This window comes from Roseateles sp. L2-2, assembly GCF_050613215.1.
GTDB classification, from domain to species: Bacteria; Pseudomonadota; Gammaproteobacteria; order Burkholderiales; family Burkholderiaceae_C; genus Roseateles; species Roseateles noduli.
Map to the genome: position 1 here is coordinate 4,588,275 of NZ_CP192509.1, position 25,750 is coordinate 4,614,024.

Consider the following 25,750-nt stretch of genomic DNA (forward strand, 5'->3'; position numbering starts at 1 on the left):
TCCCTTCAGGGTTCACGCCCGGACCGCGGTGGCGGTCATGCAGGCACTGCGGGCATCGTGCCCCCGGCCGACAGTCGCTGCTGGCGACCGCGGCGCATCATCCACAACAGGCCCAGAGCCAGGCCCGCCAACGCGAGCGTCTCCGGCTCCGGCACCGCCGCGGCAAAACCGAGCTGGTCGCTCGCCACGCGCTGCAGCAGCAGCGCCTGCGCCGCGCTGATGCCGAGGTCCCGCGCGGCGATCTCGTTCAGGCCCAGCACCGCCGGATCCAGGCCGGTGATGGTGCCAAAGAGCGTCAGCGCGCTCAGGTAGGAGCCGTACTTGCTCGCATGGGTGCCGTCGTCGAACCACAGGTCGAGCAGACCGTCCGTGGCCGCCGTCGACGCATACATGTCGGGCGTCGCGACGCCCGCGGCGATCGCGCGCATGAAGGCCTCGCCCACCGGCGCGACGCCCGCGATGCCGCCCGAGCCGTCCGCGCCCGCCATCAGCGCGGCGGCCGTGTAGGCCTGCTTGAGGTCGTCCGTCATCGCCTGCAGCGACGGGTAGAACGAGGGCGCGGGTTGCCCCGTCGGTGTCACTTCGCCGGTGTTCTCGTCGGTGACCGTCTTGCTGGGCGCGTTGACCAGATTGGGCCGCGCCCAGGTCTGATAGAGATAGACATCGGCATTCGCGTTGGCATTGGCGTTCGCCGGCACATTGCGCAGCAGCGAGCAGGTGCCCGTCGACGCGCCGGTGATCTCCGCGCACTTCGCGTTCGTGCCGCCGATCAGGTCGCGCTCGCGGTAGCTCAGCGCGTTGCCCTGGTGGATCCAGTTCTCGATCAGGTTGGTGTAGGTGTTGAAGTAGGCCGGGTTGGAGGCCAGACCCGGCTGCTTGGTCAGCGGCTCGTCGCTCTGCTCCTGCAGCACGACCTTGTCCCAGGCCTGCGAACCGATGTTGCCGCGCAGGTCCCAGCCGGCGTTGTTGGTGTTGAGGAACTGCCCGCGCAGCGAGGCCGCGTTGCGCGCCGAGATCGACACGTCGTAGTCCAGCCCGACCTGCACGGTGAACTGCTTGAAGATGCCGGCGACGCCGCCCCACGGGTGGGGCTCGAAGCTGTTGGCGCCGCTCGGGTTGCTGGCGTACATCGCGGCCGTCAGGTCGTGGACGTTGGCGGCGTTGTAGCTCATCACCGGATCGACGCGTCCGAAGGTGTAGCTGTTGCCGACGAAGAGGATCTTCGTCGCTTCGGCGTGGGCGCCCGTCGGCGCGAACGCCGCGAGGCCCGCCAGGGCGGTGAAGGCGAGCACGACCGCGCGGGTCCGGCTCAGGGGTTGGGAGAGCATGGTGGTCGACATGGTCGTGCTCCTTCGTTGCTGCTGGTTGAAGCCGAGGTGAGGCGACTGTCCGACCGGGGTCGGACAGGGATCAGGCAAGGATCAGAAGTTGTGGCGCACGCCGGCCTCGAAGCCGCCGCTGTCGCCGCCGGGCTGGGTCGTCGCCAGGCCGACGTTGAAGCGCACGCCGCGGCCCTTGTTATCGATCTTGGACAGGTTGGTGTACAGCGCCGTCCGCTTGGACAGGTCGTGCACGTAGCCGATCGCGATCTGGTTGGCGTCGCTGGCGACGTTCTTGGCCTTCAGCCAGGTGTAGGCGAAGCGGACCTCGCCCTGCGGCCAGACCTGCCACTGCGTGCCCAGCATGGTGGCCGTGGTGCTGCTGATGCCGATCTCGTTGCGGCCCCACAGCGCCATCAGCTTGGCCGGGCCCCAGGTGTAGGCCACGCCCACGTTGCTCTGCGTGTAGTCGCCGGTCGCGTAGCGGGTCTTGGAGATCGCCGCCGAGGTGTTGAAGACCTCGTTGCGCCAGCCGATGCGCACGCCCGTCAACTGGCCGTCCTTGCGCGTCGGTCCCGCGCCCTGCTCGCCCAGGGCCAGCATCGCGTGGCCGTAGAAGCCGTTCAAGCCCGAGGGCGTGAAATAGCCGATCGAGTTGGACGCCCGCACGCTGGTGCGCGCGGTCGTGCCGCCGGCCGGCACCGGGTAGAACAGCAGGCCCGAGCTGCCGACGCCGTTGGTCCCGAACGGATGCATGGACGTGGTCAGGTTGCCGAAGGACGGCACGTAGTCGCGGCCCAGGCGCAGCTCGCCCCAGTCGGCCGAGGAGATCTGCACCGTCGCGCGCCGGCCCCAGGTCAGGCCGCCGCTCACCGAGTCCTTGTTGTTGGTGCTGGTCGCGCCGCTGGTGCCGTCGTCGACGGCCACCGCCGACTCCAGCCAGAAGCCGACCTTGAGCCCGCCGCCCAGGTCCTCGGTGCCGCGCACGCCGAAGCGGCTGGACGTGTTGCCGTCGCTGTTGACCAGGTAGCGCGTGTCGGTGCCGCTGGACTTCAGCGCCTGCACACCGATGTCGAGCAGGCCGAACACCTGCACGCTGCTGCCGCTCTGCGCCTGCGCGGCGCCGGCTGCTCCCACCGCGGCGGCGGCCAGGACCAAGGCCTTGCGCACGCTCACCGCGTTCCTCGAGTGTCGTTTCGTATTCATCAACGTTGTCTCCGTCTGGTTGTCGTCGTGTCCTCGTTCGGGACCGCTCGTCGTACTGCTCACCCGACCGCAGTGGGACCGTTCTTGGACGGTTCTTGGATTGCCTTCTTGGCAGGTTTCTTCGGTATCCGGGCCGGACCTTAGTGACCGCCCTCCATAGCGTCAAATACACTGATCCGCAGAGTCCGAGACGTTTTGAATATGGGACGTACGTAGCTTCCGCAGAGGAAAGCCGCGGCGAGCCCGAGGACCAGGAGACAACGCAGACATGGACCTCCGACATCTGCGCTATTTCGTGACGGTCGCGGAGACCGGCCACATGACGCGCGCCGCGGCGCTGCTCGGGATGCAGCAGCCGCCGTTGAGCCAGCAGATCAAGACGCTGGAGCAGGAGCTGGGCATCGCCCTGCTGCACCGCCATCCGAAGGGCGTGAGCCTGACGGACGGCGGCCGCCAGTTCCTGGACGAGGCGCGACGACTGCTGCGCGATTACAACGACATGCGGGACCGGATGGACCGCCTGGCCGGCGGGCAGCACGGGTTGCTGGCGATCGGGTTCACCAGCTCGGCGGCGGCGCATGCGTTCACGCCGGCGGTGTTGCGCGAATGCCGCGGCGAGCACCCCGGGATCGCGCTGACGATGACCGAGAACCACGCCGCCGGCTTGATCGAGGCGATCGTGAAGTCGCGGCTGCACTGCGCCTTCCTGCGCGTGCCGGTCGCGCAGCCCGAGGGTGTGAGCTTCGAGACGCTGCTGACCGAGCCCGCGCTGCTGGCACTGCCGCTGGACCACCGGCTGGCGAAGGTGCCGCGCGCCGGGTCGACGCCGGTGCCGCTGGCGGAGCTGGAGGACGAGGACCTGATCCTCGTGCGCCGCCCCGGCGCGCCGGGCCTCTACGCCAACCTGCTGGCGCTGTGCGAGCGCGACGGCGTCAAGCCGCGCAGCTTCGTCGAGGTCGACCGGATGATGATGAACCTGAACCTGGTCGCGGCCGGCGCGGGCATCACCGTGGTGCCGGCGTCGATGCGCGGGGTGCATGCGCATTCAATCGTGTTCCGGCCGCTGGAGAAACACGCGCGGCTGGAGGCGCCGTTGACGATCGCCTACCGCTCGCACGATCAGGAAGGTCCGACGGCGACCTTCCTGGCGCTGGCGCGTCGCATCGCGATGGAGCACCGCGATGCGTAGGCGCGATCTGTTGAAAGCCGCGGTCGGCGGCGGCGTACCGCGCCTCATGCCGATGGCGACGGCACTGGGCATGAGTGTTGCGGCCCACGGCCAGTCGGCCGTGGCGGGAGACGCCTGGCCGACCCGCCCCATCCATCTCCTCGTCGCCTACCCGCCCGGCGGCGTCAGCGACGAGACCGCGCGCGCGCTCGGACAGCACATGAGCACCCGGCTGAAGGTGCCGGTGATCGTCGAGAACCGCGCCGGCGCCGGCGGACTGACCGCGCTGGAGTCGCTCGCACGCGCCGCGCCCGACGGCCACACGCTGGCCTACTGCGCCATCTCGCCGCTGGTGTTCGTGCCGGTCTCGAGCGCCTTGCCGACGCCCGACGTGGCCCCGGTCGTCAGCATCATGGACACGCCGGTCCTCGTGCTCGCGCACCCATCGTTCAAGCCGAAGAACTTCGGCGCCATGATCGCCGCCGCGCGCCGCGCGCCGGGTCAGTTGCGATGGGCCACCTCTGGCAACGCGACGGTCGGCCACATGGTGCTGGCCCAGGTGCGCACCGCAGCGCGCGTCGACATCATCCATGTACCCTACAAGGGCGGCGGGCAACAGCTGACCGATGCAATCGGCGGGCAGTTCGAGCTGCTGTCCTCGAACGTCGCCTCGCAGCAGCTGCAGTTCGTTCGCCAGGGCAAGCTCAAGGCGCTCGCGATCGGCTCGCCGGTGCGACTGCCGGTGCTGCCCGATGTGCCGACCTTGGCGGAGCTCGGATTCCCCGACGCGAACCTGGTGTCGACCTTCGGCCTCTTCGCGCCGAGAGGCGTGCCCGAAGACCGGCTGCGCCTGATCAACACGGTGATCAACGAGGCGCTGCGCATGCCCGAGATCCGCTCGAAAATCCTCGACGTCAGCAACCTGCCGACCGGTGGCTCATCAGCAGACTTCGCCGCGCGCATCGCGAAGGAACGGGACCGCGCGCTGCGCGTGCCGGCGGATTGAGCCGGGGCCATTCCACCTTCCCTGACTGAGCGCTTGGCCGCCAGGGCATGAGGCCCGGCCGGCAAGCGTCCAAACCTCACGCCCTGCCGTCCCTGAACGACCGCGAACTCACTCGAGACCGCAACGTGCGACGACTTCCTCGGCAATCGCCAGCGAACTCGTGAGCCCAGGCGACTCGATGCCCATCAGGTTCACGAGTCCCGGCACGCCATGCTGCGCGGGACCGTCGATGCGGAAGTCGGGCGCGGGCTCGTGCGGCCCATGGATCTTCGGCCGCACGCCGCTGTAGGCCGGCTGCAGCGCGCCGTCCGGCAGCGCAGGCCAGTAGCGGCGCACGTCGTCGTAGAACACGTCGGCGCGGACGGGATCGACGGCGTAGTCGATGTCTTCGGGGTTCTCGACGTCCAGCCACTGCGCATCAGGTCCGAACCGCGCCTGGCCGCCGAGGTCCAGCGTCAGATGCACACCCAACCATGCGTCCTGCGGCATCGGATACACGAGGCGCGAGAACGGCGCCCGTCCCTGCAGCGCGAAGTAGCAGCCCTTGCTGAAGCGCGCGGCGGGCGGCGGAGGCAGGCCCTCGATCGAGGCAGCGAGCATCGGTGCATGCAACCCAGTCGCGTTGACGACGATGCGGGCGCCGAGCGTGATGTCGTCAGTGTGGACCACGTGCCCGGCGCCGTCGCGACGCACCGCGGTCACCGCCGCGCCGAAGGCGACCGCGCCGCCGTGGCGTTCGAGATCACCCTGCAGCGACAGCATCAGCCCATGGCTGTCGACGATGCCGGTCGACGGCGAGAGCAGCGCAGCCTCGCATTGCAACTGGGGTTCAAGCGCAAGGGCTTCTTCGCGCGTGAGCCAGCGCAGGTCGTCGACGCCGTTGATGGAGGCCTTTGCCTGCAGCGCGTGCAGGCCGGGCAGTTGATCCGCCGACGTGGCGACAACGAGCTTGCCGCAACGCTGGTGCGGCACACCATGCGATTCGCAGTGCGCATAGAGCAGCTGCTTGCCGCGCACGCACAGACGCGCCTTCAGCGACCCCGCCGGGTAGTAGAGCCCGGCATGGATGACCTCGCTGTTGCGCGAACTCACGCCGGTGCCGATGGCGAGCTCGCGTTCGAGCACCAGCGTTTCCAGACCGCGCATCGCCAGCGCCCGGCCGACCGCGAGGCCGACGACGCCGGCCCCGATCACCACTGCATCGACTTGATCCATGCGAGCGATTGTGACCAGCCTCGCCCGTCCCGTCCGCGCTGGGTCGACGATCAGGCGCGCAGATCGGCGAGCGCGTGCGAATGCTGGAGCCCGAACGCGCTCACCGCGGCCGCGTCATGACTGAACTCGCCCGCGGCGAGTCGATGCGCGAGGGTCTCCAGATCCAGCGTCAGGAACTCACTGACTTCGCCGTCGCCGTTGCGCGGCGAGAAGCCGGCGGGCAACTGAAGACTGAACACGTGCAGCACCTCGTCGTGCAGGCCTTCGGGCTCCATGCGCGTGCTGCGCAACGCACCGCGCGCCTGCACCGCGGCGCTGATCGTCATCGGCACGCCCGCCTCTTCGCGCAACTCGCGACGCGCGCAGTCAACCAGGTCTTCATCGGCGGTCAGCCCGCCGGCGGCGAGGTTGTCGAGCTTGCCGGGATCGGTCGCCTTCGACAGCGCACGCCGACCGCACACGAGCCGCGCGCCGGGCAGGAAGCCGTTGATGTGCACCGCACGGCTCATGAGCCCGAAGAAGCGGAAGGCGGCGCGCTCCAGGCGGAACAGCACCTCGCCTCGTTCGGCGCAAGGATCGTCGACGGGCCGCTCGCAGGCGTAGCGCTCGCCGCGCCAGCCGGTGATCGCGCCGCGTTCCTTCAACGCGAGTGCGACCTCGCCGATGCGCATCGAACGAGCCTCGACATCGAGCGCCTCGGCATCCCAGCACAACGCCCCATCACGGCGCTCAAGTTCGGGCCAGAGCTCGGCGAGCAAGACCTGGCGCATCGGGTGCACGCGACCGATCGTGAGGCCGCCCATTCGCAACGGAATGAGTCCGTCCGGCACCGGCTGACTCGCGAGTTGCAGACAGCGCGGAATGACGACGATGAGCGATGGCGGCAGCAGCGAAGGCATGTGCTGATTCTCTCCGCGCCTCCCCCATCAATGACTGAAATGTGCGAGAGACGAGACCCCTTGAACGCAGGATGATCCCTGCCCACCCCATCCACGAACTCGCAGTACACAACGCGAAGGAGCCGCTCAATGACAGTGGAATTGACGGATTTGAAATCAGAGTTTGCTGGCGTCCGAAGCGAGATTGGCCTGCTTCGCACCGAGCTGAAGCAAGAGATCGCGGGGCTGCGCGGCGACATCGCCGACTGGCGAGGCGAGATGGCGCAGATGCGGAACTCGCTGGTCCTATGGATCGTTGGTGGGCAAGTCGCTTCAATCACGCTCATGTTCGGCATGATCAAGTTCATCCATCCTTGAGATGGGCACCAAAGAAAAAACCCCGCCAACTTGCGTTGACGGGGTTGATCTGGTGGGCGGTGCAGGGTTCGAACCTGCGACCCCTGCCGTGTGAAGGCAGTGCTCTACCGCTGAGCTAACCGCCCGGTATCTGGACCGGGTCTTCCTCAAACTTCCAACAAGAATCCAAAGCGACTCCGAAGAAAACTTCGATGAAGAGACTTTGGTGGGCGGTGCAGGGTTCGAACCTGCGACCCCTGCCGTGTGAAGGCAGTGCTCTACCGCTGAGCTAACCGCCCGGTCTTGTCGTCCTCAACCACTGCTCGCATTGCTGCTTGCGCTGCAGTTTTGGATGTCCGGGAAAGTCGAAGATTATGCCATGAGAATTTGACGCGATTCAAGAACTCTTTGACTCTCATCGCACGCGTCGTTGCACAGGCTCCTGTTCAGCCTGACGTTCAGGCCGCCGCCGGCACCTGCCAGATGCGCTTGCCGCCGCTGGCCTTGTCGATGTCCGCCAGCGACTTCTCGTGCAATACCAACTCCTCGGCCGTAGCCGGAATCACCGGCAGGTCGAAGGCGCTGAAGTCGATGGCCACGACCTCCAGCTGACCGCCCTCCCCCGACGACGAGGACGCGCTGTCGTCGATGACCAGCGAGTCCTGACCCCGCGTCAGGCGGATGAAGACCTCCGCCAGCAGCTCCGCGTCCTTCACCGCGCCGTGCAGGCCGCGGTTGCTGTTGTCGACCTCCAGCCGGCGGCACAGCGCGTCCAGCGAGTTCGCCTTGCCCGGGAACATGTCCCGCGCCATCAGCAGCGTGTCGCGCACGCTCTCCACGCATTCGTGCAGCGGCGCCTTGCCGCAGCGCTTGAGCTCGGCATTGATGAAGCCGACGTCGAAGGCCGCGTTGTGCGCGATCAGCTCCGCGTCGCGGATGAACTCCAGGAACTCGTCGACGATCTGCGCGAACTTGGGCTTGTCCGACAGGAACTCCGCGCTCAGGCCGTGGACGCGGAACGCCTCCTCGGGCATGTCGCGCTCGGGGTTCAGGTAGAAGTGCAGATGACGCCCCGTCAGCTGACGGTTCACCATCTCCACGCAGCCGATGTCGACGACGCGGTCGCCCGATTCGGGATTCAGGCCGGTGGTTTCGGTATCGAAGAAGATCTGACGCATGGGAAGTCTCAACGCGTCGCGGGCGACGCCTGCAGTCGTGCCGCGCGCCGGTAGGCCCACAGCATCATGAGGAGGCCGATGACGATCATCGGCGCGCTCAGCCACTGGCCCTGGCTCAGGTGCAGCGGCTGCTTGTCGAGGGTGAGGAAGCTGTCGGGCTCGCGGAAGTACTCGACGACGAATCGCGCCACGCCGTAGCCGACCAGGAACAGCCCCGACACCGCCGCCATCGGTCTGGGCTTGCGCGCGAACAGCCACAGCACGATGAACAGCAGCACGCCTTCGCCCAGGAACTGGTACAGCTGCGAGGGGTGACGCGGCACCGCGTCGTTGGCCTGCGGGAACACCATCGCCCAGGGCAGGCTGGGATCGGCCGCGCGTCCCCACAGCTCGCCGTTGATGAAGTTGCCCAGACGTCCCGCGGCCAGGCCGGTGGGCACGCAAGGCGCCACGATGTCGCCGACTTCCAGGAAGTTGAAACCACGCCGCCACGCGAAGAAGGCCAGCGCGACGATCACGCCCAGCAGCCCGCCGTGGAAGGACATGCCGCCCTGCCACACCGCCAGGATCTCGCCCGGATGGCTCATGTAGTAGCCGGGCTTGTAGAAGAACACGTAGCCCAGCCGGCCGCCCAGCACCACGCCGAGCACACCGTAGAACAGCAGGTCGTCGATGTCGCGCCGGGTCCAGCCGCGCGCCGCGTTCCAGGGCTTGCGGACCATGCGGTTGCCCAGCCATAGGAACAGGCCGAAGGCCGTCAGGTACATCAGCCCGTACCAATGGATCGGCCATCCGAAGATGTTGATGGCGACAGGGTCGAACTGGGGATGGACCAACATGAAGGAGCTTTACCGCGTCGAGAAGGCGCGAATCATAAAGCTGCCCGTCAGTTCCCCAGCGCGGCCAGCTGCTTGCGGCAGTCCTCGATGTCGCCGCTGCTGCCGCGACGGTTGTCGACGCAGCGCTGCAGCGCGGCGCGCGCGCCGGCCTTGTCACCCTTGCCCGCCAACGCACTGCCCAGGCGCCGGTCCAGACCCAGCTGCTCCGCGCCCGTCATGCCGCGGGCCCGCTCGAAAGCGGCCACCGCCTTGTCGTACTGGCCCAGCGCGTCGTACGCACGGCCCAGACCGTAGGCGCCCATCGCCTGGTTCGGCTGGCTCTTGAGCAGCTCCTCGAACCACGGCACCGCCCGCTCTTTCTGATCGCTGAAGAACAGGTTGCGGCCGTAGTCGCTCCACAGCACGCGCAGCTCCAGCAGCAGCTCAGGCCGCTGCGTCTTCACGGCGCGCAGCGCCTTCTCCATCGCCGGCCAGTCCTTCTTCGACGCCGCCACCCGCGCGCGCATCAGGCTCAGCTGCGCCGGGTCCTTCACGTCCTGCTCCAGCACGCGCGCCTTCGACTCCCCGCCGCCGACGAAGCTCGGCAGCGCCAGGTAGTACTGCTGCAGCGCGCTGCGCGGCTCGGGCGCATCCGGCAGCAGCGTCATGGCGCGCTGCGCCAGCTCGCTCACCCGGCCCAGCGAGCCCAGCGCCTTCAGCTTGCTGCCACCCCGCGCCTGCATCACCAGCGCGAGCGCCAGCGCGTAGTGGCACGCGCCTTCGTTCGGCGTGCGCTGCACGCATTGCTCCAGCCGCTGCGTGTTCTGCTTCAACACCGCGCCGTCGGCCAGATCCAGCTGCGCCAGCGCCAGCGCGGCCCCCGCCTGCGGATCGTCCGGATCGGCCTTCACGCGTTGCGCGGCGAGTTTCTCCAGATCGTCCGCGCGGCCCGCGTCGAGCAGCGCCTGCAGCTCGGCGTCCTTGAGCACGGCCGCGCGCGCCGGCGTCGCGAAGGCCACGCTCATGACCATCGAGAACCCGGTGATGACGCAGATCGCACCGATCAGGCGTCGCCAGATGCCGCGGCGGCGGTCGTCGTCGTTGTTGCGGGGTGCTGTCACAGGGAACGTCCTTTCATCGACGCATGGTCGCAGAAGTCCGCCGGGCCTGCATGCCCGCGGCATGCCGGATACGGAACTTCACCTTCGTGTTCACCATCGGCAAGCTGCAGGCCGGACCTGCCCCTTCGGCGCCGTTCCGGACGGGGTCACGCCTTGACTTTCACCTGCCCGCGGACATGGTCCACGAAGCGGTGCACCACCGGCGAGGCGTCGCGGCGCCAGATCAGGCTGGTGTCGCAGGCCGGCACACGCGCCGACGGCCACGGCCGGTAGCGCACGCCCGGCCGCTGCAGCGCGCAGACCGACTGCGGCACCCAGGCCACGCCCATGCCGGCCGACACCAGATTGACGATGGTCTGCATCTGGATGGCTTCCTGCGCGATGTGCGGCGTGGCGCCGTGCGCGCGGTAGAAGCCCAGCAAGGCGTCGAAGAGCGAGGGCGCGATCTCGCGCGGGAACACGACCAGCGGCTCCCGCAGCACGTCCTCCAGCGACGGACCGCCGCGTCGCGCCAGCGCCCAGTCCTCGGCATGCGCGAGCACCAGCGGCTCGGTCGACACGGTCAGGCATTCGAAACCGGCCGGCTCGGCGCCGGGTGCGTGGATCGCGAATCCGGCGTCGAGCTCGCCCGTCTCGAAGCCGCGCAGCTGCACGTCGAGCGTCGCCTCCCGCAGCGCGAGCTGCACCTCGGGCAGCGCCTCGCGGAACAGCCGCAGCCAGCGCGGCATGTCGCCGTAACCGACGGTCGACACGAAGCCCAGGCTCAGCCGTCCGGCCTCGCCGCTGGCGGCCGCGCGGACCCGGGCGGGCACCTGGTCGGCCTGCTCGATCAGCCGGGTCGACGCCTCCACGAGCGCCAATCCGGCCGCCGTCAGCGCCACGGTGCGCCGGCGGCGCTCCAGCAGCTGGACGCCCAGTTGCGCCTCCAGCTTCTGCACGGCCAGGCTGAGCGGCGGCTGCGTCATGTGCAGCCGCTCGGCGGCGCGGCCGAAGTGCAGTTCCTCGGCCAGCACCAGGAACTGGCGCAAGGGACGGAGCTCGATCATCGATACACGACATGAATCAAAACGGCGTCAACTATATATTGGACCCGCAGGAAGGGGCGACGCATACTGGCGCGCTCCAAGCCTCGCTCGCCAGGACGACACCATGACCGACCCGAAGAACAACGCCGCCACGGCACCCCACGACGACGCGCCCAACCGCCGTTCGAAGAACATCACCGAGGGCGTCGCGCGCGCGCCCAACCGCTCGATGTACTACGGCATGGGCTACCAGGAGGGCGACTTCGGCAAGCCGATGATCGGCGTGGCCAACGGACACTCGACGATCACGCCCTGCAACTCCGGCCTGCAGAAGCTGGCCGACGCCGCCGTCATCGGCCTGAAGGCCGCCGGCGCCAACGCGCAGCTCTTCGGCACGCCGACGATCTCCGACGGCATGGCCATGGGCACCGAGGGCATGAAGTACTCGCTGGTCTCGCGCGAGGTCATCTCCGACTGCGTCGAGACCTGCGTCGGCGGCCAGTGGCTGGACGGCGTGATGGTGATCGGCGGCTGCGACAAGAACATGCCCGGCGGCATGATGGGCATGCTGCGCGCCAACGTGCCGGCGATCTACATCTACGGCGGCACCATCAAGCCCGGCCACTACAAGGGCCAGGACCTGAACATCGTCAGCGTCTTCGAGGCGGTCGGCCAGTTCAGCGCGGGCAAGATGAGCGAAGAGGACTTCTGCCAGATCGAGAAGCGCGCCATCCCCGGCAGCGGCTCCTGCGGCGGCATGTACACCGCCAACACGATGAGCTCGGCCTTCGAGGCGCTGGGCATGTCGCTGCCCTACTCGTCGAGCATGTCCAACGTGGAGGACGAGGTCGTCGAGAACACCAAGCGCGCCGCCGACTACCTGGTCGCCGCCGTCAAGGCCGACCTGAAGCCGCGCGACATCGTGACGAAGAAGGCCATCGAGAACGCCGTCGCGGTGATCATGGCCACCGGCGGCTCGACCAACGCGGTACTGCACTTCCTGGCGATCGCGCACGCGGCCGAAGTGGACTGGACCATCGACGACTTCGAACGCATGCGCACGAAGATCCCGGTGCTGTGCGACCTCAAGCCCAGCGGCCGCTTCCTGGCCGTGGACCTGCACAAGGCCGGCGGCATCCCCGCCGTCATGAAGCAGCTGCTGAAGGCCGGCCTGCTGCACGGCGACTGCATCACCATCACCGGCAAGACCGTCGCCGAGAACCTGGCCGACGTGCCGGACCTGTCGCCGGAGCAGGAGGTGATCCGCGCGGTGGCCGACCCGATCTACGCGCAGGGCCACCTGGCCATCCTGAAGGGCAACCTCTCGCCCGAAGGCTGCGTGGCCAAGATCACCGGCCTGAAGAATCCGGTCATCACCGGCCCGGCGCGCGTCTTCGACGACGAGCAGTCGGCGCTGGCGGCCATCATGGCCAACCAGATCAAGGCCGGCGACGTGATGGTGCTGCGCTACCTGGGCCCCAAGGGCGGTCCGGGCATGCCGGAGATGCTGGCGCCCACCGGCGCGCTGATCGGCCAGGGCCTGGGCGAAAGCGTCGGCCTGATCACCGACGGCCGCTTCTCGGGCGGCACCTGGGGCATGGTCGTCGGCCACGTGGCGCCGGAGGCCTATGCCGGCGGCACGATCGCGCTGGTGCAGGAGGGCGACTCCATCACCATCGACGCGCTGCAACTGCTGCTGCAGCTCAACGTCGACGACGCGGAACTGGCGCGCCGCAAGGCCGCCTGGAAGCAGCCCGCCCCGCGCTACACGCGCGGCGTGCTGGCGAAGTTCGCCAGGAACGCGTCGAGCGCCAGCTCGGGCGCGGTGCTCGACAAGTTCGAGTGAGGGGGAAGCGCGGCAAACGCGCGAAGTGCGCTCAGCGCTTCTTGCGCGCCTTGTCGCCCTGGCCGATGGCGTCGAGTTGACGCTGTCGGCGCGCCTCCTTCTTCTCGTCCATCTTGTCCATCTCGCGCCGCTTGGTGTAGCCGGTCTTGTCGGCGAATTCCCACCACACGACGGCCACCGGGAAGGGCGACAGCACCCACCACCAGCTGAGCGTTTCAAACGGGCCGACATCCCCCAGCTTGAGAAGAATCAACAAGACACCGATCACCATCAACCACATCGTCGTTCTCCTCGTGCGCGCCTCGGGCGCCGCATCCCCCACCACTACAATCGCGCGAGCCCGGAGCCTCCCCAGCCACTCGACGACCTGCATCGCGACTTTTCCTGTCGCGGCGGCCAGATTGTGACGCGGATGGAGCGCCCGGCGACACCTGAAAGGATGCCATGAGAAACGCCTTGTTCATCTCCGCGGCCCTCGCCGCCATGCTGAGCGCGCCCAGCGCCTTCGCCAGCCCCGAGCTGGCCCAGAAGAAGAACTGCATGGCCTGCCATGCCGTCGACAAGAAGCTGGTCGGCCCGGCCTACAAGGACGTCGCGGCCAAGTACGCCAGCGACAAGGACGCGGTGAAGAAGCTGGCCGAGAAGATCGTCAAGGGCGGTTCCGGCGTCTGGGGTCCGGTGCCGATGCCGGCCAACACGCAGGTCAGCGCGGCGGAGTCCGAGCAGCTCGCCAAGTGGATCCTGTCGATCAAGTGAGCGTCGGCGGGCCGTCCCGCCGCACCCGCACGGTCAGGCCCCCAAGGGCCTGATCGCTCTCCAGGCCCTTCGGGGCCTGATCGCTTTCCAGGCCCTTCGGGGCCTGTTCTGCTTTCCGGGGCCCTTGCGCGGCCCGTCCCATTGTCAGGCCACGAGCTTGAGCAGCTCCTCCCGCCGCCGCTCGTCCAGGTGCCGGCTCTCGCGGGCGAGGTTGACGGCTTTGGCCACCGTCGCGAGCTCGAGGACCGACTCGTCGATCCGGTAGCCGCCGCGCCCCTGCATCCAGCGCAGCACGTCCCACAGGTGCCAGACCGAGGACGAGTTGCCCTCGTGGATCGGCGACGGGAAGCTCATCGGATGCGTGAGCATCAGCTTGCGCATGTTCTGGCGGGACACGCCCACCAGCGTCGCCACGTCGGTCAGGCCGACCATGTCGGGCCCCGCCTCGATCAGCCGCGCGCCGGGGACGGCCTTGCGGACCTCGCGCAAGGCGCCCAGCAGGGCCTGGTCGGCGCGTTCGGCGGTCCTGACGAAGCTCAGCATCAGCCTGCCGCGCAGGCCCACGGCGACCCGCGCATCCTTGCAGCCGATCGAGCCCAGCCGCTGCTTCAACGGCTCCTCCTCGCAGTCCTGCGGCGGCATCTGGTACTTGAGCGTGAACGAATATTCCACAAACGACTCCTTCTGTGAGGGCGGCAGCCGGCGCGCCGTGTCGCCCGGGCCCCGCCATGAACGCGGGCACCGCTCCTGGAGGAACGGAGCCGGCATTCTTGGCCCAGGCGCGCCCAAGCTCCACAACCCGAGCTTGCGGGGATGTGGCGCCTGTTGCCATGAGAAGGTCAGCCGCTCCCGCACTTCCGGGAGGGCGACTGGGTTGTCGACTTGCGCAAGCGCAAAAACTGACCCCCAAAAGGGGGAGGATGGGCGTGTTTCAGAGGAGAAACAGCCGATGAACCGATGACAACCGGGATGCCACGCGCATCCCGCGCGAGGCCTCCGGTGCCACGGTGCTCAATAGGCCTGACCCAGCTGCTCCAGGATCGCGGGGTTCTCGAGCGTGGAGGTGTCCTGGGTGACCGTCTCCCCCTTCGCCACCGAGCGCAGCAGTCGTCTCATGATCTTGCCGCTGCGGGTCTTGGGCAGGTTGTCGCCGAAGCGGATGTCCTTGGGCTTGGCGATCGGACCGATCTCCTTGGCGACCCAGTCGCGCAGTTGCTTGGCGATGGCCTTGGCCTCGTCGCCGCTCGGACGCGGGCGCTTGAGCACGACGAAGGCGCAGATCGCCTCGCCGGTGGTGTCGTCCGGACGCCCCACGACCGCGGCCTCGGCCACGAGCTCGGTGCAGCTGACCAGCGCGGACTCGATCTCCATCGTGCCCATGCGGTGACCCGACACGTTCAGCACGTCGTCGATGCGGCCGGTGATGGTGAAGTAGCCCGTCTCGGCGTCGCGGATGGCGCCGTCGCCGGCCAGGTAGTAGCCCTTGAGCTCGGGCGGGTAGTAGCTCTTCTTGAAGCGCTCCGGATCGCCGTAGATCGTGCGGATCATCGACGGCCAGGGCTTCTTGACGACCAGGATGCCGCCCTGCCCGTTGGGCACGTCGTTGCCGGTCTCGTCGACGATGGCGGCGGTGATGCCGGGGAACGGCAGCGTGCAGGAACCCGGCACCAGCGGCGTTGCGCCCGGCAGCGGCGTGATCATGTGGCCGCCGGTCTCCGTCTGCCAGAAGGTGTCGACGATGGGGCAGCGGCCGCCGCCGACGTGCTGGTGGTACCACTCCCACGCGGCCGGGTTGATCGGCTCGCCGACCGAGCCCAGGATGCGCAGCGAGCTCAGGTCGGAGCGCTTCGGATGCACGGCCTCGTTGGCTTCTGCGGCCTTGATCAGCGAGCGGATCGCCGTCGGCGCGGTGTAGAAGATGGTGACCTTGTGCTTCTCGATCATCTGCCAGAAGCGGCCGGCGTCCGGGAAGGTCGGGATGCCTTCGAAGACGACCTCGGTGCCGCCCAGCGCGAGCGGGCCGTAGGTGATGTAGGTGTGGCCGGTCACCCAGCCGATGTCGGCGGTGCACCAGAAGACGTCGGAGTCCTTCAGGTCGAAGGTCCACTTCGTGGTCAGCGCGGCGTGCAGCAGATAGCCGCCGGTGCTGTGCTGCACGCCCTTGGGCTTGCCGGTGGAGCCCGAGGTGTAGAGCAGGAACAGCGGATGCTCGGCCTCGACCCATTCCGGCTCGCAGCTGGAGGCCAGCCCGGAGACGGCATCGTGCAGCCATTCGTCGCGACCGGCGACCCAGGCGATGTTGCCGCCGGTGCGCTTGTAGACGATGACGTGCTTGATGGTGGGACAGCTGTTGTCGGCGAGGGCCTCGTCGACGATGGACTTCAGCGGCAGCGACTTGCCGCCGCGGGCCTGCTCGTCGGCGGTCAGGACCATCACGGCGCCGGCGTCCTGGACGCGGTCTCTCAGCGATTGCGCCGAGAAGCCGCCGAACACCACCGAGTGCGTCGCGCCGATGCGCGCGCAGGCCTGCATGGCGACCACGCCTTCGACCGACATCGGCATGTAGATGACGACGCGGTCGCCCTTCTTCACGCCGCGCGCCTTCAGCGCGTTGGCCAGCTGCGCGGTCTTGGCGAGCAGCTCGGCATAGGTGACGCGGGTGACGGTGCCGTCGTCGGCCTCGAAGATGATCGCGACGCGATCGCCGCGGCCGGCTTCGACGTGGCGGTCCAGGCAGTTGTAGGAGACGTTGAGCTTGCCGTCCTCGAACCACTTGAAGAACGGCGCGTCGGTGTCGTTGAGCACCTTGGTGAAGGGCTGCTTCCAGCTCAGCAGCTCGCGCGCCTGGCGGGCCCAGAAGCCCTCGTAATCGGTCTCCGCTTCCTTGCACAGCGCCTCATAGGCGGTCATGCCGGACACATGGGCGCCCTGGACGGCGGATGCGGGGGGGTTGTAGATCTTGTCACTCATGGCCTATGTCTCCGTACAGGCAGGGATCTTCGAACTCGGGTTCAGACTGGTCCGAACTCTCCACTTTCACACTGACGATGTGCTTACTCTTGTAGAAGAGCTGTCGTGCACCTCGCTCGTCCGGAGGCACCGGCGCCCCTCTGCGCTCAATCGCCTGCGCATGCTCGGCATTCGCTTAGAGGAGCGCCGGCGCCTCCGAACTCGGAACGGTTCGTCGGGACGATGCTCTCACTAAAATCACCCGGTTTGGCGGTTCCCGCCAGTTACGACTTGAAGGACTTACCCCGATGACCGACAGCCCGAAGCGCCGCCGCAATCCGATGGCCACCATCATGTTCGGCAGCCGCTGGCTTCAACTGCCGCTGTACCTCGGCCTGATCGTGGCGCAAGGCGTGTACGTCTTCCAGTTCTGGACGGAGCTCGTGCATCTGGTCGAGGCCGCCTTCGGCAACCAGGAGGCCCTGAAGCTGCTGGTCGACAGCGTGGGCTACAAGGCGGACGCCACGGTCCCCAAGCTCAACGAGACCATCATCATGCTGGCCGTGCTGGCGCTGATCGACGTGGTCATGATCTCCAACCTGCTGATCATGGTGATCGTGGGCGGCTACGAGACCTTCGTGTCGCGGCTTCATCTGGAGGACCACCCCGACCAGCCCGAATGGCTGGACCACGTCAACGCCTCGGTGCTGAAGGTCAAGCTGGCGACGGCCATCATCGGCATCTCGTCAATCCACCTGCTCAAGACCTTCATCAATGTCCAGAACCTGCAGGAACAGACGCTGATCTGGCAGACCGTCATCCACCTGGCTTTCCTGCTGTCGGCCCTGGCGATCGCGATGACGGACAAGCTGCTCTCGCACGGACCGAGCGAGAAGCACTGAGTCCCGGAGTGCGCCGGGGCACGGCCCTACGCCAGCACCCCTTGCAAACGACAAAGCGGCCCGCGGGCCGCTTTGTCGTTGCCGGATCCGCGCGCTCAGCCGCGCTTGCGCAGCAGGATCAGCGTGCCCGCGATGCCCGAGAGGATGGACCCGCCGAGCACGCCCAGTTTCACGCGGGTTTCCCAGTCCGGCCCGTGCCCTTCGAAGGCGAGGCCGCCGATGAACAGGCTCATCGTGAAGCCGATGCCGCAGAGCACGCAGACGCCGAAGAACTGGACCCAGTCGGCGCCGCCCGGCTTCTGCGCGAAGCCGGCGCGGATCATCAGCCAGGAGCTGCCGAACACGCCGATCGCCTTGCCCAGCAGCAGCCCGAGCGCGATGCCCAGCGACACCGGATGGAGCAGATCGCCCGCGTGCAGGCCGAGCAGCGACACGCCCGCATTGGCGAACGCGAACATCGGCAGGACGAGGAAGGCCACCCACGGATGCAGCGCATGTTCGAGGTCCTCGGCGGGCGAATGGCCGTGGCCGTCGCTGTCGGACGGGATGAACAGCGCGGTGGCGACGCCCGCCAGCGTGGCGTGGACGCCGGACTTCAGCACGCAGGTCCACAGCACGAGGCCCACGACGATGTAGACGTCGGCGCGTCGCACCTTCGCGCGGTTCAGCGCGAACAGGACCACGAGGCAGGCCGCGGCCGCGGCGAGCATCGCGAGCGACAGCTGGCTCGTGTAGAAGAGCGCGATGACGACGATGGCGCCGAGGTCGTCGATGATCGCGACGGCCGTGAGGAAGACCTTCAGCGAGGCCGGCACGCGCGAGCCCAGCAGCATCACGATGCCGATGGCGAAGGCGATGTCGGTCGCCGCCGGGATGGCCCAGCCGTGCAGCGCGACGGGATCGCCGAGGTTGAGTCCCGCGTAGATCAGCGCCGGCACGGCCATGCCGCCGAACGCCGCGACGATGGGCAGGACAGCCTGCGAGCGGTCCGACAACTCGCCGCCGACGAACTCGCGCTTGATCTCCAGGCCGACGAGGAAGAAGAACACGGCCATCCACAGGTCGTTGACCCAGACCAGCAGCGGCTTGGCCAGCACCAGCCAGTCGCCGCCGATGCGGACCTCGCCTTCGATGCGGGTGAAGGCGGCGTAGAGCTCGCGCCAGGGGGAGTTGGACAGGATCAGCGCGGCGACCGCGGCGATGGCGAGCACGATGCCACCGGCCGATTCGCTGGCGAAGAAGCGTTTGAGTCCTGGGGTCAAGAAGGGTCCTCCTGAAAGGCAAATCCAAGGGCGAACAGCGCGAATCCGAGGCTGAGTCGGAAGTCGCGTGAAGACGGCATCATTGTCGGTGCGCAGGACGCGCCTGCACGAGCGGCCGGTCGCGTTCTCCCCAAGGCTACCGCGAAGGGCGCGTTGCTAGCATCCCCCGCTTCATCAGCCGTCCGCGGCATCGACCCGGACCTTCCAGGGAAGCCCACCATGATCCGACTGTTGTTCGCCGCCGTTCCCCTGCTCGCGCTCGCCGCCTGCGCCAGCGACGGCGTCACCGCGCAGCCGACACAGACCGCGCAGGCCGAGCCTGCCCAGAAGGTGGTCTGCGAACGCGAACAGCGCACCGGCTCGATGCTGGGCAAGCGCGAGTGCACGCCGGCCGCGCTGAGCGACGAGGACCGCCGACGCCTGGCCAACGAGGTGGGCAACATGGTCAAGCCGCGCGGCATCACGGCGCCGGGCAGCTGAGCGTCGGCGCCTCCTGGCGCCAGCTTCAGAAGTTGACGCGCGTCCCGAAGTACCAGGCGCTGAGGGTGCGCTTGTCGTCGACATAGAGGTCGAACTGCCTGGCGCGACTCACGTCGGCGCCGAGTTCGACACCCCAGTACGGCTTGATGGCGACGGTCAGCCCCAGGCCCGCGTAGGGCTGCGCGGAGGTCCGCGAGAACGGGCCGAAGACGGGGTTCATGAGTTCCGCCTTCTGCCAGGACACGCCGCCGCGCGCCACCACGCCGAGCGTGCGCCACACCGGTCGGCGGTACGACACGCCGGCGGTGACCGCCGTGCTCTTGAGCACGCCCCACATCCAGTTGTCGGACGCGACATAGACGGTGCCGTAGTCCACGCGACCGATCTCGATGCCGAGCCCGTTGTCGAAGTGGTAACCCGCCAGCAGGCGGTCGAACCCGCCGCGCCGGTCGCAGGGATCGGCGCCCTGGCAGAGCGACTTCGAGAACTTGCTGCCGCCGACGTCGGCCTGGAGGCTGAACTCGGCATGCGCCGCGGGCACGGCAAAGGCTGACGCGGCCAGCACGGCCGCGATGGATGTCTTCAAGGGAACTCCCTCTGACCCCGCTCGGGCGGGATCGCTTGTTGTGGTGATCGTGGCCGCGTGGTGATGATCAACGTCTCATCCGTTGACCAGTCACTCGCGGCGGGCAACATCGTAGCCGGGAGCGGTGCGGACGCCCGAACGGTGCAGCCCGTTCGCACATCCGTGCGCACCGCGTCCCGCTGGCGCCCACGGCGCCGGGGATTTCATCGAGTAACGGATAATCGCGGTCTCCCGTGACCAGCCTGTCCACGACCATGACCACCATCCGCTACGCCGACCTCGTCGAAAGCGTCGCCGCCGCGCTGCAGTACATCAGCTACTACCACCCGGCCGACTACATCCAGCATCTGGCGCGCGCCTACGAGCGCGAGCAGAGCGTGGCCGCGAAGGACGCGATCGCCCAGATCCTGACCAACTCGAAGATGTGCGCCGAAGGCCGCCGTCCGATCTGCCAGGACACCGGCATCGTCAACGTGTTCCTGAAGATCGGAATGGACGTGCGCTGGGGCGACTTCCCCGGCTCGATCCAGGACGCCGTCAACGAAGGCGTCCGTCAGGCCTACAACCACCCCGACAACAAGCTGCGCGCCTCCGTGCTCAGCGACCCGATCTTCGAGCGCAAGAACACCAAGGACAACACGCCCGCGGTGATCTTCATGGACGTCGTGCCCGGCAACACCGTCGACGTGATCGTCGCGGCCAAGGGCGGCGGCTCGGAGAACAAGAGCAAGGTCTACATGCTCAACCCGAGCGAGAACATCGTCGACTGGGTGCTCAAGACCGTCCCGACCATGGGCGCGGGCTGGTGCCCGCCGGGCATGCTGGGCATCGGCGTCGGCGGCACGGCCGAGAAGGCCGCGCTGCTGGCCAAGGAAGCCCTGATGGACGACATCGACATGTACGAGCTGCTGGAGCGCGGCCCGCAGAACAAGCTCGAGGAACTCCGCATCGAGCTGTACGAGAAGGTCAACGCGCTGGGCATCGGCGCGCAGGGCCTGGGCGGCCTCACGACCGTGCTGGACGTCAAGATCAAGACCTACCCGACGCACGCGGCCTCCAAGCCGATCGCGATGATCCCGAACTGCGCCGCCACCCGCCACGCGCACTTCGTGCTCGACGGCTCGGGCCCGAGCTACCTGACGCCCCCCAGCCTGGACCTGTGGCCCGACGTCCAATGGGCGCCGGACTACAACAAGAGCAAGCGCGTCGACCTGAACACGCTGACCAAGGACGAAGTCGCCAGCTGGAAGCCGGGTGACACGCTGCTGCTCAACGGCAAGATGCTCACCGGCCGCGACGCCGCGCACAAGCGCATCCAGGACATGCTGGCCAAGGGCGAACCGCTGCCGGTGGACTTCACCAACCGCGTCATCTACTACGTCGGCCCGGTCGATCCGGTGCGCGATGAAGTGGTCGGCCCGGCCGGTCCCACGACGGCGACCCGCATGGACAAGTTCACCGACATGATGCTGGAGAAGACCGGCCTGATCGCGATGATCGGCAAGGCCGAGCGCGGCCCGGTCGCGATCGAGTCGATCAAGAACCACAAGTCGGCCTACCTGATGGCCGTGGGCGGCTCGGCCTACCTGGTGTCCAAGGCGATCAAGCACGCGACGGTCGTCGGCTTCGAGGACCTGGGCATGGAAGCGATCTACGAGTTCGACGTGGTCGACATGCCGGTGACGGTGGCGGTCGACGCCGGCGGCAACAGCGCCCACATCACCGGCCCGGCCGAGTGGCAGCAGCGCATCGCCGCAGGCAAGCCGATCAAGATCCCGGTGGCGGCGGGCTGAGCGGCCTGCTCCTCTCAACACCCACTCGATCACCTGCGCCCTTGCCGGCGCGATCAGCGGCGACAAGACCACCCTCGGGTGGTCTTTTTCATTGGCGATGCCTTCCGGCACTCCGCATCGCGGCCACTTCCCGCGTATCACTGCGGACATGAGCGATCACAACGACGGCGTGGCACGCCTTCCACGCCGGACCTTCACGGGCGCCGCCCTGGCGATGCTGGCCGCGCCGCTGGCGTCCGCGAAGGCGACGGCGTCAGCGACGGACGCCGTTCCGGCCGCACCACGGAGCCGACCGCGGCTGATCGCACCGGGCGGCCCCGTGCGCGTGGAGGGCGCGGACGAGCTCGTCGGCGAGATCCACCTCGCCTGCCCCGTCGGCGCGCCTTCACCGACGGCCTTGCGACTGGTCGACACCGATCGTGGCGACACCTTCGCGCTGTTCGACGAAGCCGAGTTGAAGCGGCGCCTCTCGCGCATCGACGACGACCGGATCGTTGTCCATGTGGAGTTGCGTTCGCGCCCGGGGCGACCGCTTCCGATCCGGTTGAGGCCCGTCGTCATGTGGAGCACGGAGCGGAACGCGGAAGGCGAGATGCACGTCGTCTCCGCCCAGGGCGCGACGGTCTTCGGTCCGCCGCTGCGGGACGGCCTGTGGGTCGCAATCCACGATCCCGCCTGGGAGCGCGGCCATCGACGCGTCGGCTTCCAGCAAGGAGACCGCCGGACGATCCCCGGCCGACACGCCATCGACTTCGTCCAGGTGGACGCGGACGGCCGCATCGCGCGAGGCGACGCCGATCGCCCCGACAACCACTTCGGCTACGGCGCGCCGGTGCTCGCCGTCGCGGACGGCATCGTGAGCACCGCGCGCAACGACATGGCCGAAGCGCCCTCGATCGCCGCCAACCGCCGACATCCGTTGATCGATGCGCCGGGCAATCACGTGATCCTCTCGCTGGCCGGCCAAGGGCACGTGCTCTACGAGCATCTGCGCCCGGGCAGCCTGACCGTCCGGCCCGGCGACCGCGTTCGCAAAGGCCAGGTGCTGGGTGAGCTGGGATTCACCGGCGATTCCACCGGCCCTCACCTGCATCTGCACCTCTGCGACGAAGGCACGCCGAACGCCGGTGAAGGCTTGCCGTTCGTGTTCGAGCGCTTCGAGCGGCTGGGCGGCTACGACGACCTCGCGACGCTCGGCCGCGCGCGGTGGCAGGCCGCTCCGGAGGGGATCACCACGGTCCGCCTGCGCGAGAAACCGGCCTCCCATCGGGTCATCCGTTTCACCGCGGCGTAGCCCTCCCCGACGCAGGCAGTCACTTCTCCGTGGGAACGACGGGCCCGACCGGAGCTTCGGCGACCGGAGCTTCTGCGACCGTGCGCACGACGCGCTGCGGGAACGGAATATCGATGTTCAAGCGATTCAGCAGCCGCAGGATCGCGAGGTTCACCTCCGAGCGCACCCCGCCCTGCCCGTTGTGCGGGTCCGAGATCCAGAACCCGATCGTCAGCTCCAGCCCGTCGGCGGCGAAGTTGCTCAGCGACACCGACGGCGACGGCTCGGACAGCACGCGCGGGACGCGCTTCACTTCCTCGATCAGCTGCGGGAAGAGCGCGTCCACGTCGGTGCCGTAGGCCACCTGCACCACCGTCGACACGTTCACCTGCGGGTCGGCGAGCGAGAGGTTCTCCACCCGCGTCGTGATCAGCGACTCGTTGGGCACGATCGCCTCGCGGCCGTTGAGCGCGCGGATCACCGTGTAGCGCGTCTTGATGTCGCTGATGCGGCCTTCGAAGTTGTCGACCTTCACCATGTCGCCGATGCGCAGCGAGCGCTCGGCCAGGATCATGAAGCCCGAGACGTAGTTCGCCGCGATCTTCTGCAGGCCGAAGCCCAGACCCACGCCGACCGCACCGCCCAGCCACGACAGCGCGCTCAGGTTCAGGCCCAGCGTGTTCAGCGCCACCATCGCGCCGATGACGAGCAGCGCCGTGCGCGTCAGGTTCACCGCGATCTTGCGCATCGACAGATCGAGGACTGACTTGCCGCGCAGCAGACGCGATTCGATGATCGACGACAGCCACAGCACGACCAGCAGCACCGCACCGACCTGCAGCACGCCGAGGAGAACGTCATAGACCGTGATGTACGCCTTCCCGTTCTTCGGGAGGAAGGTCAGATCCGCGTCTTGCAACTCTTCGATCAGGATCGGCAGCACGCCGACGATCCACAGGATCGAGCCCAGCCACGCCACCCACGAGACGCTGCGCTCCAGCAGCTTGATGCCGATGGAATCGGGCATCGTGGCCCGCAGTACGCGCGCCACCAGCCGGATCACGACCAGCGACAGCAGTACCGGGATGACGACGCGGAACAGCGCGACCGGCTCGCCCAGCAGCGGCATCACGCGCCGCGCGCCCAGCGCGAGCAGCAGCGCGATGACCGGGAACAGCACGCCGTCGAACACGCGGTGCCCCAGCAGCACCGAGTGATGCCCCGGCGCGGCCGTCACGTGCTTGCTGATGCGGTAGACGATCAGCCAGGACAGCGCCAGGCAGGCCAGCACCAGGCCGACTTCGATCAGCGCCTGCGGGCGGGCGAGCATCGTGAGCAGCGATTCCAGTTCGCGCAGGCTCAGGGTGTGGTTCAGGGGAGTGGTGTTGCCCAAGATGGAACTCAAGAAGGAATGCAATTCGGGAGCCGGTCCTGGCCGGGTCGTTCAGTCGTGGGACCGACTGTGTGCGCCCCGGTCCGCCGACGGTTGCGGGCGCGATTGTCGCGCCGGCCCGAGGTCGGCCTTGAATCCGGCTCAGGCGACCTCGGAGGTCGCCGCTCAGATGCCGGCCAGCGTGCGCAGGTGCACGCCCACGCTGCGCGCCAGCGCGCCCAGGTCGTAACCGCCTTCCAGGCAGGACACGATGCGCCCCTTCGCGTGGCGGCGGGCCACGTCCATGATGCGCAGCGTGATCCATTCGTAGTCCGCCTCGACCAGGCCGAGCTGCGCCAGCTCGTCGTCGCGGTGCGCGTCGAAACCGGCCGACACGAAGATCATCTGCGGCCTGAAACGCTCCAGCGCAGGCATCCACAGCGACTCGATCATCTCGCGCACCTCGGCGCCGCGCGTGTACGGCGGCACCGGCACGTTGAGCATGTTCGCGCCCTTGGGCTCGCTGCCGGAGTACGGGTACAGCGGGTCCTGGAAGATGCTGACCATCAGCACCCGGTCGTCGCCGGCCAGGATGTCCTCGGTGCCGTTGCCGTGGTGGACGTCGAAGTCGATCACCGCCACGCGGTCCAGGCCGCGCACGTCCAGCGCATGCCGGGCCGCGACGGCCACGTTGTTGAAGAAGCAGAAGCCCATCGCCTGGTCGCGCGTCGCGTGATGGCCGGGCGGGCGGACCGCGCAGAAGGCGTTCTCGGCCCGGCCGTCGACGACCAGGTCGGTCGCCGCCACCGCCGCACCCGCCGCGCGCAGCGCCGCGGACCAGGTGAACGCGTTGGCGCAGGTGTCCGGATCCAGCGCCTTCATGGGGTTGGGCACCCCCTGGTTCGCCTGCTGCTCCAGATCCTCGAGTTCCGCCTTCAGCTCGGCGACGTAACGGGCGGAGTGCGCGCGTTCCAGCGACTTGAGCTCGGCGCGCGGCGCCTCATGGCGGTCCAGCGCGACATCGACGCCGTGCGCGATCAGCCAGTCCTCGATCGCGCCCAGGCGCTGCGGGCATTCCGGATGGCCGGCGCCCATGTCGTGGCGGTGGCAGTCGGGATGGCTGATGAAGGCGGTGCTCATGGTCGGGGCTGGCGCGGTCGAGGGCACATTCAGGGCACGGTCGGGACACGTTCAGCGAGCGGTCGGGGCATGCACGGCGCTCCAGCGGAGCGAACCGATT

General features: G+C 68.2%; 24 protein-coding genes and 2 tRNA genes. 9 read left to right on the forward strand and 17 right to left on the reverse strand.

Annotated elements, in window-relative coordinates; translation table 11 throughout:
- Positions 1-35 precede the first annotated feature (35 nt).
- Both ACQZ13_RS20455 and ACQZ13_RS20460 read right to left on the reverse strand, forming a co-directional pair.
- A complete protein-coding gene (locus ACQZ13_RS20455; protein WP_431047605.1) occupies positions 36-1,340 on the reverse strand; it encodes a PEP-CTERM sorting domain-containing protein in 1,305 nt (434 codons plus the stop codon).
- Positions 1,341-1,421: 81 nt separating this feature from the next.
- The gene (locus tag ACQZ13_RS20460) at positions 1,422-2,525 is read right to left on the reverse strand and encodes a porin (protein ID WP_331615080.1); all 1,104 of its coding nucleotides are present in this window, start codon (positions 2,523-2,525) and stop codon (positions 1,422-1,424) included.
- A 268-nt stretch (positions 2,526-2,793) separates the two neighbouring features.
- On the opposite strand from ACQZ13_RS20460, the gene ACQZ13_RS20465 reads away from it, so the two are divergent.
- Entirely contained in the window at positions 2,794-3,714 is a 921-nt protein-coding gene (locus ACQZ13_RS20465) for a LysR family transcriptional regulator (protein ID WP_431047608.1), read from the forward strand.
- Complete coding sequence (locus ACQZ13_RS20470; RefSeq protein WP_431047610.1) at positions 3,707-4,699, forward strand: Bug family tripartite tricarboxylate transporter substrate binding protein; 993 nt, start codon at positions 3,707-3,709, stop codon at positions 4,697-4,699. The genes ACQZ13_RS20465 and ACQZ13_RS20470 overlap by 8 nt, the downstream gene beginning before the upstream one ends.
- Positions 4,700-4,807: 108 nt before the next feature.
- On the opposite strand, the gene ACQZ13_RS20475 is transcribed toward ACQZ13_RS20470, so the two are convergent.
- Together ACQZ13_RS20475 and ACQZ13_RS20480 are read right to left on the reverse strand one after the other, a co-directional pair.
- Entirely contained in the window at positions 4,808-5,914 is a 1,107-nt protein-coding gene (locus ACQZ13_RS20475; RefSeq protein WP_431047612.1) for an NAD(P)/FAD-dependent oxidoreductase, read from the reverse strand.
- 50 nt (positions 5,915-5,964) lie between these two features.
- Positions 5,965-6,813 (reverse strand): DUF4743 domain-containing protein, encoded by an 849-nt coding sequence (locus tag ACQZ13_RS20480; protein ID WP_431047614.1) that lies wholly within the window; start codon positions 6,811-6,813, stop codon positions 5,965-5,967.
- Between the two features lie 129 nt (positions 6,814-6,942).
- Here ACQZ13_RS20480 and ACQZ13_RS20485 point away from each other — a divergent pair, with 129 nt between their 5' ends.
- Entirely contained in the window at positions 6,943-7,170 is a 228-nt protein-coding gene (locus ACQZ13_RS20485; protein WP_431047616.1) for a hypothetical protein, read from the forward strand.
- Positions 7,171-7,220: 50 nt separating this feature from the next.
- On the opposite strand, the gene ACQZ13_RS20490 is transcribed toward ACQZ13_RS20485, so the two are convergent.
- From ACQZ13_RS20490 to ACQZ13_RS20515, 6 genes are all read right to left on the reverse strand, one after another.
- Positions 7,221-7,295, reverse strand: a tRNA-Val gene (locus tag ACQZ13_RS20490).
- Positions 7,296-7,373: 78 nt separating this feature from the next.
- A tRNA-Val gene (locus ACQZ13_RS20495) sits at positions 7,374-7,448 on the reverse strand.
- 159 nt (positions 7,449-7,607) lie between these two features.
- Complete coding sequence (gene dnaQ / locus ACQZ13_RS20500) at positions 7,608-8,327, reverse strand: DNA polymerase III subunit epsilon (protein ID WP_431047618.1); 720 nt, start codon at positions 8,325-8,327, stop codon at positions 7,608-7,610.
- Positions 8,328-8,335: 8 nt separating this feature from the next.
- Positions 8,336-9,166, reverse strand: coding sequence for a prolipoprotein diacylglyceryl transferase (gene lgt, locus ACQZ13_RS20505; protein WP_088405372.1), 831 nt, complete (start codon positions 9,164-9,166; stop codon positions 8,336-8,338).
- 47 nt (positions 9,167-9,213) lie between these two features.
- The gene (locus ACQZ13_RS20510; RefSeq protein WP_431047620.1) at positions 9,214-10,266 is read right to left on the reverse strand and encodes a tetratricopeptide repeat protein; all 1,053 of its coding nucleotides are present in this window, start codon (positions 10,264-10,266) and stop codon (positions 9,214-9,216) included.
- A 146-nt stretch (positions 10,267-10,412) separates the two neighbouring features.
- Positions 10,413-11,312, reverse strand: coding sequence for a LysR family transcriptional regulator (locus ACQZ13_RS20515; protein WP_431047622.1), 900 nt, complete (start codon positions 11,310-11,312; stop codon positions 10,413-10,415).
- A 103-nt stretch (positions 11,313-11,415) separates the two neighbouring features.
- On the opposite strand from ACQZ13_RS20515, the gene ilvD reads away from it, so the two are divergent.
- Positions 11,416-13,137, forward strand: coding sequence for a dihydroxy-acid dehydratase (gene ilvD / locus ACQZ13_RS20520; protein WP_431047624.1), 1,722 nt, complete (start codon positions 11,416-11,418; stop codon positions 13,135-13,137).
- 31 nt (positions 13,138-13,168) lie between these two features.
- Here ilvD and ACQZ13_RS20525 read toward each other — a convergent pair whose 3' ends face one another.
- A complete protein-coding gene (locus ACQZ13_RS20525) occupies positions 13,169-13,510 on the reverse strand; it encodes a TIGR04438 family Trp-rich protein (protein WP_431047626.1) in 342 nt (113 codons plus the stop codon).
- A 71-nt stretch (positions 13,511-13,581) separates the two neighbouring features.
- On the opposite strand from ACQZ13_RS20525, the gene ACQZ13_RS20530 reads away from it, so the two are divergent.
- Entirely contained in the window at positions 13,582-13,893 is a 312-nt protein-coding gene (locus tag ACQZ13_RS20530; protein WP_431047628.1) for a c-type cytochrome, read from the forward strand.
- Between the two features lie 144 nt (positions 13,894-14,037).
- Here ACQZ13_RS20530 and ACQZ13_RS20535 read toward each other — a convergent pair whose 3' ends face one another.
- Together ACQZ13_RS20535 and acs are read right to left on the reverse strand one after the other, a co-directional pair.
- Positions 14,038-14,565 carry a helix-turn-helix transcriptional regulator gene (locus tag ACQZ13_RS20535; RefSeq protein WP_431047630.1) on the reverse strand — a complete coding sequence of 176 codons (528 nt, stop codon included), beginning with the start codon at positions 14,563-14,565 and terminating at the stop codon, positions 14,038-14,040.
- Positions 14,566-14,904: 339 nt separating this feature from the next.
- Positions 14,905-16,863, reverse strand: coding sequence for an acetate--CoA ligase (acs, locus tag ACQZ13_RS20540; protein WP_431047632.1), 1,959 nt, complete (start codon positions 16,861-16,863; stop codon positions 14,905-14,907).
- 287 nt (positions 16,864-17,150) lie between these two features.
- Between acs and ACQZ13_RS20545 the strand changes: the two genes are divergently transcribed.
- On the forward strand, positions 17,151-17,744 hold the full coding sequence (locus tag ACQZ13_RS20545) for a TIGR00645 family protein (protein WP_431047634.1): 594 nt from the start codon (positions 17,151-17,153) through the stop codon (positions 17,742-17,744).
- A gap of 95 nt (positions 17,745-17,839) precedes the next feature.
- On the opposite strand, the gene nhaA is transcribed toward ACQZ13_RS20545, so the two are convergent.
- Entirely contained in the window at positions 17,840-19,006 is a 1,167-nt protein-coding gene (gene nhaA, locus ACQZ13_RS20550) for a Na+/H+ antiporter NhaA (protein WP_431047636.1), read from the reverse strand.
- Between the two features lie 219 nt (positions 19,007-19,225).
- On the opposite strand from nhaA, the gene ACQZ13_RS20555 reads away from it, so the two are divergent.
- Entirely contained in the window at positions 19,226-19,486 is a 261-nt protein-coding gene (locus tag ACQZ13_RS20555) for a hypothetical protein (RefSeq protein ID WP_431047638.1), read from the forward strand.
- A gap of 25 nt (positions 19,487-19,511) precedes the next feature.
- Here ACQZ13_RS20555 and ACQZ13_RS20560 read toward each other — a convergent pair whose 3' ends face one another.
- The gene (locus ACQZ13_RS20560) at positions 19,512-20,072 is read right to left on the reverse strand and encodes an outer membrane beta-barrel protein (protein ID WP_431047640.1); all 561 of its coding nucleotides are present in this window, start codon (positions 20,070-20,072) and stop codon (positions 19,512-19,514) included.
- 254 nt (positions 20,073-20,326) lie between these two features.
- Between ACQZ13_RS20560 and ACQZ13_RS20565 the strand changes: the two genes are divergently transcribed.
- Together ACQZ13_RS20565 and ACQZ13_RS20570 are read left to right on the forward strand one after the other, a co-directional pair.
- Positions 20,327-21,865 carry a fumarate hydratase gene (locus tag ACQZ13_RS20565; RefSeq protein WP_431053318.1) on the forward strand — a complete coding sequence of 513 codons (1,539 nt, stop codon included), beginning with the start codon at positions 20,327-20,329 and terminating at the stop codon, positions 21,863-21,865.
- Positions 21,866-22,013: 148 nt separating this feature from the next.
- Positions 22,014-23,159, forward strand: a complete 1,146-nt coding sequence (locus tag ACQZ13_RS20570) for a M23 family metallopeptidase (RefSeq protein WP_431047642.1) — start codon at positions 22,014-22,016, stop codon at positions 23,157-23,159.
- A 19-nt stretch (positions 23,160-23,178) separates the two neighbouring features.
- Here ACQZ13_RS20570 and ACQZ13_RS20575 read toward each other — a convergent pair whose 3' ends face one another.
- Both ACQZ13_RS20575 and ACQZ13_RS20580 read right to left on the reverse strand, forming a co-directional pair.
- Complete coding sequence (locus ACQZ13_RS20575; RefSeq protein WP_431047644.1) at positions 23,179-24,543, reverse strand: mechanosensitive ion channel family protein; 1,365 nt, start codon at positions 24,541-24,543, stop codon at positions 23,179-23,181.
- Positions 24,544-24,696: 153 nt separating this feature from the next.
- Positions 24,697-25,650, reverse strand: a complete 954-nt coding sequence (locus tag ACQZ13_RS20580) for a histone deacetylase family protein (protein WP_431047646.1) — start codon at positions 25,648-25,650, stop codon at positions 24,697-24,699.
- Positions 25,651-25,750 lie beyond the last annotated feature (100 nt).